This window comes from Streptomyces bambusae, assembly GCF_019400985.1.
GTDB classification, from domain to species: domain Bacteria; phylum Actinomycetota; class Actinomycetes; order Streptomycetales; family Streptomycetaceae; genus Streptomyces; species Streptomyces bambusae_A.
On record NZ_WTFF01000206.1, the window covers coordinates 1 to 13,013 of the forward strand.

Sequence of the window (13,013 nt, forward strand, 5' to 3'; positions counted from 1 at the left end):
GCCCGCGCTCGGCGCGGTCCAGCACGGCGGCCGCGGCCCGGTTCCCGCGCAGCGCCCGCAGCGCGGCCAGGTCGTCGCCCTGGGGCTCGTACCCGCCCGCCAGCGCGTCCTGGAGCAGCTCCAGGTAGCCGGCCAGGCTCCCCGGCAGGGCCTGCCGGTACCGCCCGAGATCCTCGGCGAGGAACGCTCTGAGCCGGCCGGCCTCGCCCACCGCTTCGTCGACCGCCTGCGCCAGGCGCAGGCAGTCCTGGACCTCGGTGGCGGTCAGGGGGGCGGTGGAGGACTGGAGGGCGTGGGCGAGCGACCGCCGGAGCACGTGCAGCTCCGCTGCGCTGAAGGCCATACCGCCGCGGGATCCGTAGGGCGTGGGCATGGCCCGAAGATACGCGCTAATCGGACAAAATCCCCTCTGCCTGCCCGTACCGGCGCGGCGCGCCCCCCGGTGGGACGATGGACGTGGCAGACCACCTTCCTCCCCCAGGGGGCGACCATGTCCGCGATCAAGGAATCCGTCGACATCGACTGCCGTCCCGAAGAGGTCTTCGCCTACCTCGCCGACCCCAGCCACCTGCCGGAATGGCAGGAGAGCGCGGTCTCGGCGCGGGCCCTCGGCGACGCGCCCCTGGGTGTCGGCTCGTACGTACGGGTGCTGCGCCGGGTGGGCAGGCGCGAGTTCCCGATGACGATGGAGGTCACCGAGCTCGACCCGCCGCGCAGCTGGGGCTACCACGGCATCGACGGGCCCGTCCGGGGCAACGTCCACGGCACGGTGGAGCCGCTCGACGACGGCCGCCGCTCCCGGGTGACGATCGACCTCGACTTCGAGGGCCACGGCATGGGCAAGGTCCTTGTCCCGCTGGTCGTGCGCCCGCACGCGCGCAAGGAGATACCGCGCAACGAGCGCACGCTGAAGACCTTGCTGGAGCGGGGCGCCTAGGCAGGGGGCCTTTCCCCACCCCGCCCCTTCCCGAAACCGGGGCTGCCGCCCCGGCCCCCGCTTTCGGGGGCTCCGCCCCCGTACCCCCGCGCCTCAAACGCCGGCGGGGCTGGATAAATCCAGCCCGCGCGGCGTTTGAGCGCACCGGGCGCGAAGCGCACGGAACGGGGTCCGGGGCGGCAGCCCCGGTTTCGGGAAGGGGCGGGGAGGGGAAAGGCCCCGCGCAGCGGCCCGGGGCGCGGTGGCTCAGTCGACCCGGAACTCGTAGACGATCTCGGAGCGGATGTCGGGCAGCACGATGTCCGCGGTCTCCACGGGCCGGCCGCCGGTGTCGTAGTACGTGCGCTCGATGCGGGTGACGAGGTCGCCGACGCTGATGCCGAGCAGGTTGGCCTGCTCCTGGGTCGCCCGGGAGGGGCGGGGGACCTCGACCGCCGAGGCGATCTCGACCCCGATCGAGCGCATCCGCTCCAGCACTCCCGCGCCCTGCCGCGGACCCGTCTCCGGCCGCTGGACCGGGGTGCCCTGCGTGATGGCCATGGGCTCCCAGGAGTGGGACAGCTGGACGGGCTGTCCGTCGGCCAGGTACTCGTAGTCGGTCAGTACGCAGGGGTCCCCGGGCTCGATCGCGAGCCTGGCCGCGATGTCCTCGGGCGCCGGCACCCGGGCCTGCGAGCGGGACTCGCATGTCGGGGCCTGCCCCTGTGCGGCGACCTCGGCGCGGAAGGACCGGCCGGCGCGGGTCGCCCGCTGCCGCGAACGGACCAGGCGCAGGCGCTTGCGGGGGCGGCGGACGTAGGTGCCGGAGCCGGAGCGGCCTTCGAGGAAGCCTTCGATGATCAGCCGCTCCATCGCGCGCTGCGCGACGCTCTGCCCGACGGAGTACTCCTCGGCGAACCGCGCCCGCGAGGGCAGCTTCGCACCGACCGCCCATTCCCCGGCCTCGATCCGGGCCCGGAGGGCGTCGGCCACCTGCAGGTAGGCGTTCTCTCGGGGCATTTGGGCCGTCCTGTCCCTACTCCGACGGAGATCGACAAGCTAACCCATCAGCGTGAAGCTGAACGCTCAGCATCACGCTGAGCGACGACGCGCTCGCCGTGAGGCCGGAGGTGAGCGCGGAGCTCAAAGCCCCCTGCGCTCCCGCTCTTCGAGCACGTCGAAGTCGAGGAAGTCCCCGGCGTTCTTCTGCAGCCAGCGGAGAGCCCGCGCCCGGTCGTCGGCGCTGATCGCGGCCGCCATCCTGAGCGCCCGTTCGACGGTCTCCCGTTCGGTGGCGGTACCGAGCTGTTGCTGCGCACGGGCGAGCATCTCGTCGTCGACGTCGATCACGATCCTGGACACTTCTGGCCTCCTGCGGAGAGCCCGGTGCTGGGCCGGGTGCGGACCCGGCCCAGCGTGGCGGTCACGCGAAGTTCGGGGCGTTGCGTTCGTAGACCAGGCGGAGGCCGATCAGGGTCAGCCAGGGTTCGTGGTCGTCGATGACCGAGGACTCGCCGAGGACCATCGGGGCCAGGCCGCCCGTCGCGATGACGCGGACGTCGTCCGGGTCGCCGTTCGGGCCGGCCAGTTCGCGGGACATGCGCGTGACCACGCCGTCGACCTGGCCCGCGAAGCCGTAGACCACGCCCGACTGCATCGCCTCGACGGTGGACTTGCCGATGACGTTGCGCGGGCGGGCCAGCTCGATCTTGCGCAGCTGGGCGCCGCGCACCCCCAGCGCCTCCATCGAGATCTCGATGCCGGGGGCGATCACGCCGCCCACGTACTCCCCGCGCGCCGACACCGCGTCGAACGTCGTCGCGGTGCCGAAGTCGACGACGATCGCGGGGCCCCCGTACAGCTCGACGGCCGCGCACGCGTTGATGATGCGGTCCGCGCCGACCTCCTTGGGGTTGTCCGTGAGGATCGGCACGCCCGTCTTGATGCCCGGCTCGACCAGGACCGCCGGCACGTCGCCGTAGTACCGGCGGGTGACCTCGCGCAGCTCGTGCAGCACCGCCGGCACGGTGGAGCAGATGGCGATGCCGTGGATGCCGTCGCCGAGTTCGCTGCCGAGCATCGGGTGCATGCCCATCAGGCCCTGCATCAGCACGGCCAGCTCGTCGGCGGTCCGGCGCGGGTCCGTCGAGATGCGCCAGTGCTCGACGATCTCGTCACCGTCGAACAGGCCGAGAACGGTGTGGCTGTTGCCCACGTCGATCGTCAGCAGCATCGGGTCACACCGCTTCGCGCAGGTCGAGGCCGATGTCCAGGATCGGGGAGGAGTGGGTCAGCGAGCCGACGGCGAGGTAGTCCACGCCGGTCGCCGCGTACGCGGCCGCCGTCTCCAGGGTCAGCCGGCCGCTGGACTCCAGCTTGGCCCGCCCGGCCACCAGCGTGACGGCCTCCTCCGTCTCCGGGACGGTGAAGTTGTCCAGCAGGATCAGGTCGGCGCCCGCGTCGACGACCTCCCGCACCTGGTGCATCGTGTCGACCTCGACCTCGACCGGCACGTCCGGGAAGGCCTCCCGGACGGCCTTGAAGGCCTGGGCGACGCCGCCCGCGGCCACCACGTGGTTGTCCTTGACCAGCGCCGCGTCCGACAGCGACATCCGGTGGTTGGCCCCGCCGCCGCAGCGCACGGCGTACTTCTCCAGGCAGCGCAGGCCCGGGGTGGTCTTGCGGGTGTCGCGGACCTTCGCGCCCGTGCCCTCCAGGACGTCCGCCCAGCGGCGGGTGGCGGTCGCGATGCCCGACATCCGGCACAGCAGGTTCAGCGCGCTGCGCTCGCCGGTGAGCAGGTCGCGGGTGCGGGCCGTCACCGACAGCAGCACCTGGCCGGCCTCGACCCGGTCGCCGTCCTCCACGTGCCGCTCGACCTCGAACGCCTCGGTGCAGACGATCGACAGGACCGCCTCCGCCACGCGCAGGCCGGCCACCACGCCCGCCTCGCGGGCCGTGAAGTCGGCCGTCGCGACCGCGTCCTCGGGGACCGTGGCCACGGACGTGACGTCCTCGCCTCCGTCGAGGTCCTCCGACAGCGCCATGTGCGCGATGTCCTCGACCTCGACGGGGTCCAGGCCGGCATCGGCCAGCAGCTGCGCCAGCGCCGGGTCCAGGCCGCTCTCGTCGTCGCCGCAGGCGCAGTCGTCGCCGCAGCCGCCTTCGTTCTGGTCGATCAGGGGGAGTTCGGGGGTGCTCACGGTTACTGCTCCTGGCTGGAGGGCTGACGGGACGGGCGTACGGACGGGAGGTCCGCCGTGTCGGTGGGGGTGACGACCAGCGCGCGCTTCTCGGTCTCGGACAGGCGTACCACGAGGTGGCGCCGCCAGGCGGCGTCGTCGCGGTCGGGGTGGTCCTCGCGCCAGTGGCAGCCGCGGGTCTCCTCGCGGCGCAGGGCGGCGGCGACCAGCACCCGGGCCACGCACAGCAGGTTGGTGGCCTCCCAGGTGTCCACCCCGGGTACGGCGGTCTTGCCCTGGGCCTCCAGTTCGCCGAGGGCGGCCGCATACAGGCCCTCCAGGGCGTCGGCGGCCGCGCGCAGGGACTCGGCGGAGCGCAGCACGCCCGCGCCCTCGGTCATGATCCGCTGCACCTCGTAGCGGGCCTCGGCGGGCTGGAGCGGGCCGGTCGCGGGCACGGGGATGCCCGGGCCGCTGCCCTCGGGCGCGCGGGCCGCGATGTCGGCGGCGATCCGCTCGGCGAAGACCAGGCCCTCCAGCAGGGAGTTGGAGGCCAGCCGGTTCGCGCCGTGCACGCCGGTGCAGGCGACCTCGCCGCACGCGTACAGGCCGGGCACGGTGGTGCGGCCGGACAGGTCGGTGCGTACGCCGCCGGACGCGTAGTGCGCGGCGGGTGCGACCGGGACCGGCTCGGTCACCGGGTCGATGCCGTGGGCGCGGCAGGCGGCCAGGATGGTGGGGAAGCGCTGTTCCCACATCGCGGCGCCGAAGTGCCGGGCGTCCAGGTACATGTGCTGGACGCCCTGCTCCTGCATGCGGCGCATGATGCCCTTGGCGACGATGTCGCGGGGGGCGAGCTCGGCGAGTTCGTGCGCGCCCACCATGAAGCGGACGCCGTCCGCGTCGACCAGGTACGCGCCCTCGCCGCGCACGGCCTCCGACACCAGCGGCTGCTGGCCCTCGGCGTCCGGCCCGAGGAAGAGCACGGTCGGGTGGAACTGGACGAACTCCAGGTCGGAGACCTCGGCCCCGGCGCGCAGCGCGAGCGCGACGCCGTCGCCGGTGGAGACCGACGGGTTGGTGGTCGCGGAGAAGACCTGGCCCATGCCGCCGGTCGCCAGGATCACGGCGGGCGCGTGGACGGCGCCGACGCCGTCGTGCTGGCCCTCGCCCATGACGTGCAGGGTGACGCCGGCCGTGCGGCCCTCGGCGTCCTGGAGCAGGTCGAGCACGAGGGCGTTCTCGACGGTCTCGATGCCGGCCGCGTGCACGGCCTGGACCAGGGCGCGGCTGATCTCGGCGCCGGTCGCGTCGCCGCCGGCGTGCGCGATGCGGCGGCGGTGGTGGCCGCCCTCGCGGGTCAGCGCGATCTCGCCGGTCTCGGCGGAGGTGTCGAAGACGGCGCCGCTGTCGATGAGCCGGCGTACGGCGTCGGGGCCCTCGGTGACCAGCATCCGCACGGCCTGCTCGTCGCAGAGGCCGGCGCCGGCGACCAGGGTGTCGTCGAGGTGCTGCTCGGGGGTGTCGCCCTCGCCGAGCGCGGCGGCGATGCCGCCCTGCGCCCAGCGGGTGGAGCCGTCGTCGAGCCGGGCCTTGGTGACGACGACGGTACGGCGCCCGGCGGCGGCGCAGCGCAGCGCGGCCGTCAGGCCGGCCACGCCGGAGCCGACGACGACGACGTCGGCCTCCAGGGCCCAGCCGGGGGCGGGGGCGTGCAGCCGTATGCCGGTGCCGGGGCCGGTGCCGGTGCCTCTGCCGGAGGGGCCGCTGCCTGGGGTGCTCACGAGTGTGCTCCGAACTCCAATGGGATGTTGTCGATCAGCCGGGTCGTGCCGACCTTCGCGGCGACGGCCAGGACCGCCTGCCCCGTGAAGCCGGGGCCGACGTCGGTGAAGTCTGCGGGGTCGACCAGCGCGAGGTAGTCCAGCACCAGCGGCGGCCCGGACCGCCCGGCCTGGTCCAGGACCTGGTGCGCCGCGGCGCGCACGGCGTCCGGCAGGTCGTTGCCGGCCACCGAGACGGCGTGCGCGTCGGCGGAGGCGCGGGCCTCCCCGAGCCGGGCCAGGCCGCTGGCCCGCTCCTCCCCGGTGGGGGCGCCGACGGCCTCGGCCCGGGCCAGCAGCGCGTACTGCGCGGCGAGCCGGTCGCGGCCGGCGAACAGGGCGCGGGACAGGGCGAGGGCGGTGCGGCGCTCGGCGTCGGACAGGTAGCGGTTGCGGCTGGACAGGGCCAGCCCGTCGCCCTCCCGGACGGTCGGCACGCCGGCCACCTCGACGGGGAAGTTGAGGTCGGTCACCATGCGCCGGATCAGCGCGAGCTGCTGGGCGTCCTTCTGCCCGAAGAACGCGACGTCCGGCCGGGTGAGGTGGAGCAGCTTGGCGACGACGGTGAGCATGCCGTCGAAGTGGCCGGGGCGGGTGGCGCCTTCGAGGCGTTCGCCCATGGGGCCGGCGCTGATCCGGACCTGGGGGGCGCCGCCCGGGTAGACCTCGTCCACGGACGGGGCGAAGACGGCGTCCGCGCCGGCCTCGGCGGCGAGGGCCAGGTCGGCGTCGAGGGTGCGCGGGTAGCGGTCGAGGTCCTCGTTCGCCCCGAACTGCAGCGGGTTGACGAAGACGGTGACGACGACCTGCCCGTCGGCCCCGGCCCGCTCACGGGCGGTGCGGATGAGGGTGGCGTGGCCCTCGTGCAGCGCGCCCATGGTCATGACGACGGCGCGCGGACCGGCGCCGCCGCGCGGCAGCCGGTGCAGCTCGTCGGCGGTGGACAGCAGCAGGTCGGTCATCGTCCCTCTCCCTCGGGGCGGTCGGGGTCGGTCCCGTCGGTGGGGTCGGTCGGGTCGGTCGGGTCGGTCCCGGCGATCCGGTCGGTGCTGTCGGTCCCGTCAGCCCGGTCGATCCCGCTGGTCCCGCTGGTCCCGCCGGTCCCGCCGGTCCCGTCGGTCCCATCGGCCCGGTCGGCCCGGGCGCCGTCGGCGAGTACGTCGAGCAGGTCCTCGGCCAGTTCCGGCTTGAGCAGTCCGTGCGCGAGCGCCCGGTCCGCCGTCGTACGGGCCATGGCCAGGTAGCCGGGGACCGTCGCCGGGGCGTGCTTGCGCAGCTCGGCCACATGGGCGGCGACCGTACCGGCGTCGCCGCGGGCGACCGGGCCGGTCAGGGCCGCGTCGCCGGAGCGCAGGGCGTTGTCGAGGGCGGCGCCGAGCAGCGGGCCGAGCATCCGGTCGGGGTGCTCGACCCCCGCCGTACGCAGCAGTTCCATGGCCTGTGCGACCAGGGTGACCAGGTGGTTCGCGCCGAGCGCGAGCGCCGCGTGGTACAGCGGACGGGCGCTCTCGGCGATCCACTCGGGCTCGCCGCCCATCTCGATGACCAGCGCCTCGGCGGCCAGCCGCAGCTCGTCGGGGGCGGTGACGCCGAAGGAGCAGCCGGCCAGCCGCTGGACGTCGACCATGGTGCCGGTGAAGGTCATCGCCGGGTGCAGCGCGAGCGGCAGCGCCCCGGCCCGCCGGGCCGGGTCCAGCACGGCGGTCCCGTACCGGCCGGAGGTGTGCACCAGCAGCTGCCCGGGCCGGACCGCGCCGGTCTCCGCGAGCCCCTGCACCAGGCCGGGCAGCGCGTCGTCGGGCACGGTCAGCAGGACCAGGTCGGCCAGCTCCAGGACCTGGGAGGGGGGTACGAGGGGTACGTCGGGCAGCATCTCGCCGGCCCGGCGCACGGAGGCGTCGGAGACGCCCGAGACGGCGACGGGCCGGTGTCCGGCGAGCTGGAGCGCACGGGCGAGCGCGGGGCCGACGCGGCCTGCGCCGACGACGCCGACGGTCAGCCGCGCGGGGCGGGGCTGCTGGGTGGGATTCACGCGGTGCGGGCCTTCCGTTCCAGTCCGCGAGGGGTACCGGACGATACGTCGCCATGCTAGCCCTGTGGCCCTGGCCGCGTGCCCCGGGCCATGATCGGGACCATGAGCGATCAGGACGACGATCAGGACAAGAAGAACGCGTGGGCGCTGGCCGCCTGGCGCGGGGCGGAGCGCAAGCTCTGGCGCGGCGTCCGGGAGGAGACCGTCGGGGAGCTGCTGGCCTCCCTGACCACCGCGGACCCGGACGAGTCGGCCGACATCTACGGCGACGGAGTCGTGACCCGGCTGGAGGAGCGGGTCGCCGAGCTGCTCGGTACGGAGGCCGCGGCGCACTTCCCGTCCGGCACGATGGCCCAGCAGGTCGCCCTGCGTTGCTGGGCGGGCCGGACCGGGAACCCGGTGGTGGCGCTGCACCCGATGAGCCACCCGGAGCGGTGGGAGGGCGGGGCGCTGTCGGTCGTGTCGGGGCTGCGGACCGTGCACCCGACGGACGAGCAGCGCCAGCCGACGGCACAGGAGGTACGCGATCTTGCCGACCCGTTCGGCACGCTGATGCTGGAGCTGCCGCTGCGTGAACCCGGCTTCCTGCTGCCCTCGTGGGAGGAGCTGTGCGAGCTGGTGGAGGCGGCCCGGGAGCGGGACGCGGTCGTCCACTTCGACGGGGCCCGGCTGTGGGAGACCACCACCCACTTCGGCCGCCCGTTGCACGAGATCGCGGCGCTCGCGGACAGCGTGTACGTCTCCTTCTACAAGTCGCTCGGCGGCCTGAGCGGAGCCGCGCTGGCCGGGTCGGCCTCGCTGGTCGCGGAGGCGCGGGAGTGGCGGCTGCGGTACGGGGGCCGGGTCTTCCGCCAGTTCCCGCAGGCCCTGTCGGCACTGAGCGGCCTGGAACGGGAGCTGCCGCGGCTGCCGTCGTACGTCGGCCAGGCCAGGGTGGTCGCGGAGGCGCTGAAGGAGGGCTTCGGCGCGTCGGAGGCCGTCCCGTGGTTCCGGATCCATCCGGAGGTCCCGCACACCCACCAGTTCCAGGTGTGGCTGCCGTACGAGCCGGACGCGCTGACCGAGGCGGCGGTGCGGCAGGCCGAGGAGACGGGCACCTGCCTGTTCCGCACCTGGCACGCGGGCGGCCCGCCGGGGCTGGCGGTCACGGAACTGACCGTGGCCGCGGAGAGCCTGTCGTGGACGCCGCAGGACATCCGGCGGGCGGCGGAAGATTTCGCGGCCCGCTTGCCGGGGGCGTAGGGAGGAAGCCCAGCGGCCTCCCCCAGGTCCGGCACAGCGGTGGGGCCCCGCCCGGTTTGCGGGGGCTCCGCCCCCGCACCCCCGCGCCTCAATCGCCGGCGAGGCTGGAAATGGCCAGGCTCCGTCGGCACAAGGCTGCGCCCCGCCAGGGGCGCGGGGAACGGCGCGAACAACCACCCACGACGGGCACCAGCCGCACGGCAGGGTGCCCCCGGCCAGGACGCGCGGGACGCGCAAGGCCGGAGCCGGCCCGGGCTCAGCCTTCCCGCCGCCCCGGCCGGCTCAGCAGTCGGCGTACGCCCGCCCGCCAAGGGTGGTTCGCCGGGTGGCCCTCGAGGACGGCCTGGCACTGCTCGTACGAGCGGGCCGCCCGCAGCGCGGCCACGTCGTCGCGGCCGGGCGGCGGCGGCAGCGGGGTGCCCCGCTCGCAGGCCCGATACGTGTCGATGAGGTACTGCTCGATCGCGGTCATGTGTCCACCCTGACCCCGTCGGCCCGGTCGCGCGCGACGATTGACGGCGCCCGTCAATCCTCGCGCCCGGCCCCGCCCCCGATCACCGCCCCCAACCACCGCCCGGCCACCCCCGTGACCTGCGCGTTCCCGCCCCCCGCAGGGCCACTCGGCCGACCCCCGCCCGCGCTCGGTACGACAATCCGATGACAATGACCGCATGAGCGTCAGCATCGACATCGCCGGGCTGCCCCACGAGCGGATCACCTTCTCCCCCTCCCCGCTGGCCGAGCTCTGCATGGCCCTGCACGCGCTCTCGCAGCCCGCCCACCACCCGGGGCTGCACTCCTGGACCACCGCCACCTCCGCCGCCCTCGAACCGTGCCTCGCCGACCGGCTCCTGGAGGCCGATTTCATGTGGCGCAGCTCCTTCGCGGACATCTTCATGCCCTTCGCGGGCGTGCCCGGCGGCAGCGGGGTGCCCGCCGGCACGCTGGCCGAGGAGCTCGACGTACTCGACCGGATGGACGACGAGCGGTTCGTGCTGGCGGCGCTGGAACACTGCTGGCTGGCGCTCTACGACGAGGGCTGGAACAAGAACCCGCTCACCGACCCCGCCGCGCGCGCCAAGGCCCTGGAGACCGCCGCCGCCCGCGGGCCGCGCCGGCTGGACTTCACCGTCCGGCTGCTCGACGACACGGCGAAGGTGCGGGCCTGGCTGCGCACCCTGCTGGAGGAGTGCGACGAGGCGTTCTTCGCCGAGACGTGGCGCCGCATCGAGCCGCGCCAGACCGCGGACGCCCGCCACAAGACCGAGGTGCTGCGCCGCAAGGGCCTGCCCGCGGTGCTCTCCGAGGTCTCCGCGGCGCTCAGCGTCGACGAGGCCGAAACCACCATCACGGCCGACAAGATGACCAACGGCTCGGCCACCGCCACCGATCCGGCGACCGGCGCCGGACTGGTCTTCATACCCACGCACTTCGGCTGGCCGCACCTGCTGGTGCTGCACGCGCCCGGCTGGCGCCCGGTGGTGCACTACCCGCTCTCCTCGCCCGAACTGGCCTCCTCCCCCGGTTCGGTGGAGCTGCTCCAGCGACGCATGGAGGCCCTCGCCCACCCGATGCGGATGACGCTGTGCCGGAGCCTGGCCCGGGCCCCGTACACGACGACGGAACTGGCGACCGTGCACGGCGTCACTCCGCCGGAGGTGTCGCGGCACCTGACCGTGCTGCGCAAGGCTGGGCTGCTGCACACACAGCGCCAAGGACGGTATGTCCAGCATCAGTTGGATCTGTCCGCGGTCGCGCGGATCGGGTCGGATTTCATCGAGGGAATACTTCGCTGACCTGCCGGTTCGGATGATTCCGGCAGTCCGGTAAGTGCCGGTTCCGGCGATGTCGACGTACCGATATACGGAATTCACGAACCGGAATCAGTGAAAACTCTGGCCAGACTGGCTTCCCGCTGTCTAACGTGCGTCCACCGCCGCCCCACACGGCATCTTCACCGCGTCGCTCCACCTGTTACAGCACCCTGCTCCACCCTCTCCACCTGCGCTGTTGCCGTCCTCTGCCTGTCTTCTGCCTGTCCTCATGTCTGTGCTGCTCCGTCGTGAAAGGACCTTCATGCCCTCTCGCCGTATAGCCGCAGTCGCCGCCCTGGCCGCCGCGGCCCTCGTCTCGCCGCTGCTGCTCGCCGGGCCGGCCGGTGCCACCAGCCCGCAGAGCGACGCCGCCCGGGCGGACGCGCTGGCCAGGAAGCTCGTCAAGGACTCCACCGGCAAGGGTGCCTACAACCACCTCAAGGTGTTCCAGTCGATCGCCGACTACAACCGCGGTACGCGGGTGGCCGGTTCGAAGGGCCACGAGCAGTCCGCGCAGTACGTCTCGGCCGTCCTGAAGGCCGCCGGGTACGAAGTCTCCAAGCACGAGTTCGACTTCGTGTACGTCGAGACGATCGCGGAGAAGCTGACGGTGAACGGCGCGGGCGGCCGCGACGTCCCGGTCAAGCTGATGACGTACACCGCCAGCGGCCCGGAGCAGGGCGTGACCGCGCAGGTCGCCGTCGCCCCGGTCGACGCGGACAACACCAACGGCTGCGAGCCGGGCGACTTCGCCGCCGGCACCTTCACCGGCAAGGTCGCGCTGATCAAGCGCGGCGGCTGCACCTTCGCGGTCAAGCAGCAGAACGCGGCCGCGGCCGGCGCCGTCGGCGCGGTCATCTACAACAACACCGCGGGCGCCCTCAACGGCACCCTCGGCGACCCGGCCGCCGGGCGCATCCCGACCGGCGGCATCACCCAGGCGGACGGCGAGAAGCTGGCCGCCGAGGCCGCCGCCGGCCCGGTCGAGGTCACGCTCGACATCCGCGAGCTGCGCGAGAACCGCAAGACGTACAACGTCATCGCGGAGACCAAGGGCGGCGACACGAACAACACCGTCTTCCTCGGCGCCCACCTCGACTCCGTGGCGGCGGGCCCGGGCATCAACGACAACGGCTCCGGCTCGGCCGGCATCCTCCAGGTCGCGCAGCGCCTCGCGGGCGACCAGAAGAAGATCAAGAACAAGGTCAGGTTCGCCTGGTGGTCGGCGGAGGAGTTCGGCCTGCTCGGTTCCGAGGCGTACGTCGCGTCGCTGACCGAGGAGCAGAAGAAGCAGATCAAGCTCTACCTGAACTTCGACATGATCGCCTCGCCGAACTCGGCGTACTTCGTCTACGACGGCGACAACTCCGACGGCGTCGGCGCGGGCCCCGGCCCGGAGGGCTCGGCGCAGCTGGAGAAGGGCATCACCGACTTCCTCGACTCCAAGGGCCTCCCGCACGAGGGCACCGACTTCAGCGGCCGCTCGGACTACGGGCCGTTCATCGAGGTCGGCATCCCGTCGGGCGGCACGTTCACCGGCGCGGAGGGCATCAAGACGGAGGGTCAGGCGGCGAAGTTCGGCGGCCAGGCGGGTGTCGCGTACGACGTGAACTACCACGGGGCCGGCGACACCCTGGCGAACATCGACCAGAAGGCGCTCGACATCAACGTCGACGTCATCGCGGACGCGGTCGGCCACTACGCGTGGGATCTGGCGCCGCTGTCGAAGCCGGTTGTGTCCGTGCCGACGGAGGGTTCGGGGAGCGGGGGTGGCCTGCACGACGGGCACGACCACGTAACGGAATAACGGGGCCCGGCCGGGGACGGGGCACCGCTGCGCGGGGCCATTCCCCACCCCGCCCCTTCCCGTAACCGGGGCTCCGCCCCGGACCCCGTTCCGTGCGCTTCGCGCCCGGTGCGCTCAAACGCCGCGCGGGCTGGAATGTGCCGCTGCGCGGCATATCCAGCCCCGCCGGCGTTTGAGGCGCGGGGGTCCGGGGGCGG

The 13,013-nt window shown here is 73.7% G+C and carries 12 protein-coding genes and 1 pseudogene; 4 read left to right on the forward strand and 9 right to left on the reverse strand.

All coding sequences use genetic code 11. From position 1 onward, the window contains the following. Positions 1-373, reverse strand: a pseudogene (locus GPJ59_RS24560) (hypothetical protein); the annotation flags it as partial. 117 nt (positions 374-490) lie between these two features. Here GPJ59_RS24560 and GPJ59_RS24565 point away from each other — a divergent pair. Beyond that, entirely contained in the window at positions 491-937 is a 447-nt protein-coding gene (locus tag GPJ59_RS24565; RefSeq protein ID WP_219669870.1) for an SRPBCC family protein, read from the forward strand. 246 nt (positions 938-1,183) lie between these two features. On the opposite strand, the gene GPJ59_RS24570 is transcribed toward GPJ59_RS24565, so the two are convergent. The 7 genes from GPJ59_RS24570 to GPJ59_RS24600 all read right to left on the reverse strand — a co-directional run bounded on the left by GPJ59_RS24570 (position 1,184) and on the right by GPJ59_RS24600 (position 7,953). Then, a complete protein-coding gene (locus GPJ59_RS24570) occupies positions 1,184-1,936 on the reverse strand; it encodes a GntR family transcriptional regulator (protein WP_219669871.1) in 753 nt (250 codons plus the stop codon). Between the two features lie 123 nt (positions 1,937-2,059). Beyond that, positions 2,060-2,278: a type II toxin-antitoxin system VapB family antitoxin gene (locus GPJ59_RS24575; protein ID WP_219669872.1), complete on the reverse strand. Its 219-nt coding sequence runs from the start codon at positions 2,276-2,278 to the stop codon at positions 2,060-2,062. A gap of 61 nt (positions 2,279-2,339) precedes the next feature. After that, positions 2,340-3,149: a type III pantothenate kinase gene (locus GPJ59_RS24580; RefSeq protein WP_219669873.1), complete on the reverse strand. Its 810-nt coding sequence runs from the start codon at positions 3,147-3,149 to the stop codon at positions 2,340-2,342. A 4-nt stretch (positions 3,150-3,153) separates the two neighbouring features. Then, positions 3,154-4,119: a carboxylating nicotinate-nucleotide diphosphorylase gene (nadC, locus tag GPJ59_RS24585; protein WP_219669874.1), complete on the reverse strand. Its 966-nt coding sequence runs from the start codon at positions 4,117-4,119 to the stop codon at positions 3,154-3,156. Between the two features lie 2 nt (positions 4,120-4,121). Then, complete coding sequence (locus tag GPJ59_RS24590; RefSeq protein WP_219669875.1) at positions 4,122-5,882, reverse strand: L-aspartate oxidase; 1,761 nt, start codon at positions 5,880-5,882, stop codon at positions 4,122-4,124. Continuing rightward, positions 5,879-6,883: a pantoate--beta-alanine ligase gene (gene panC, locus GPJ59_RS24595; RefSeq protein WP_219669876.1), complete on the reverse strand. Its 1,005-nt coding sequence runs from the start codon at positions 6,881-6,883 to the stop codon at positions 5,879-5,881. Before panC ends, GPJ59_RS24590 begins: the two co-directional genes overlap by 4 nt. Beyond that, positions 6,880-7,953: a Rossmann-like and DUF2520 domain-containing protein gene (locus tag GPJ59_RS24600; protein WP_219669877.1), complete on the reverse strand. Its 1,074-nt coding sequence runs from the start codon at positions 7,951-7,953 to the stop codon at positions 6,880-6,882. Before GPJ59_RS24600 ends, panC begins: the two co-directional genes overlap by 4 nt. Before the next feature lie 102 nt (positions 7,954-8,055). Here GPJ59_RS24600 and GPJ59_RS24605 point away from each other — a divergent pair, with 102 nt between their 5' ends. Next, entirely contained in the window at positions 8,056-9,195 is a 1,140-nt protein-coding gene (locus tag GPJ59_RS24605) for a threonine aldolase family protein (protein ID WP_258024859.1), read from the forward strand. A gap of 256 nt (positions 9,196-9,451) precedes the next feature. Here GPJ59_RS24605 and GPJ59_RS24610 read toward each other — a convergent pair whose 3' ends face one another. Next, positions 9,452-9,667 carry a hypothetical protein gene (locus GPJ59_RS24610; protein ID WP_219669879.1) on the reverse strand — a complete coding sequence of 72 codons (216 nt, stop codon included), beginning with the start codon at positions 9,665-9,667 and terminating at the stop codon, positions 9,452-9,454. A gap of 199 nt (positions 9,668-9,866) precedes the next feature. Between GPJ59_RS24610 and GPJ59_RS24615 the strand changes: the two genes are divergently transcribed. After that, positions 9,867-10,991, forward strand: coding sequence for a DUF5937 family protein (locus tag GPJ59_RS24615; protein WP_219669880.1), 1,125 nt, complete (start codon positions 9,867-9,869; stop codon positions 10,989-10,991). A 280-nt stretch (positions 10,992-11,271) separates the two neighbouring features. After that, entirely contained in the window at positions 11,272-12,816 is a 1,545-nt protein-coding gene (locus GPJ59_RS24620) for a M28 family metallopeptidase (protein ID WP_219669881.1), read from the forward strand. Positions 12,817-13,013 lie beyond the last annotated feature (197 nt).

Bases quoted from the DNA above. Each gene is read 5' to 3' on its own strand.
- GPJ59_RS24620 (WP_219669881.1), top strand. From the start codon at position 11,272: ATGCCCTCTCGCCGTATAGCCGCAGTCGCCGCCCTGGCCGCCGCGGCC.
- GPJ59_RS24565 (WP_219669870.1), top strand. From the start codon at position 491: ATGTCCGCGATCAAGGAATCCGTCGACATCGACTGCCGTCCCGAAGAG.
- GPJ59_RS24615 (WP_219669880.1), top strand. From the start codon at position 9,867: ATGAGCGTCAGCATCGACATCGCCGGGCTGCCCCACGAGCGGATCACC.
- GPJ59_RS24580 (WP_219669873.1), bottom strand. From the start codon at position 3,149: ATGCTGCTGACGATCGACGTGGGCAACAGCCACACCGTTCTCGGCCTG.
- panC (WP_219669876.1), bottom strand. From the start codon at position 6,883: ATGACCGACCTGCTGCTGTCCACCGCCGACGAGCTGCACCGGCTGCCG.
- GPJ59_RS24570 (WP_219669871.1), bottom strand. From the start codon at position 1,936: ATGCCCCGAGAGAACGCCTACCTGCAGGTGGCCGACGCCCTCCGGGCC.
- GPJ59_RS24605 (WP_258024859.1), top strand. From the start codon at position 8,056: ATGAGCGATCAGGACGACGATCAGGACAAGAAGAACGCGTGGGCGCTG.
- GPJ59_RS24610 (WP_219669879.1), bottom strand. From the start codon at position 9,667: ATGACCGCGATCGAGCAGTACCTCATCGACACGTATCGGGCCTGCGAG.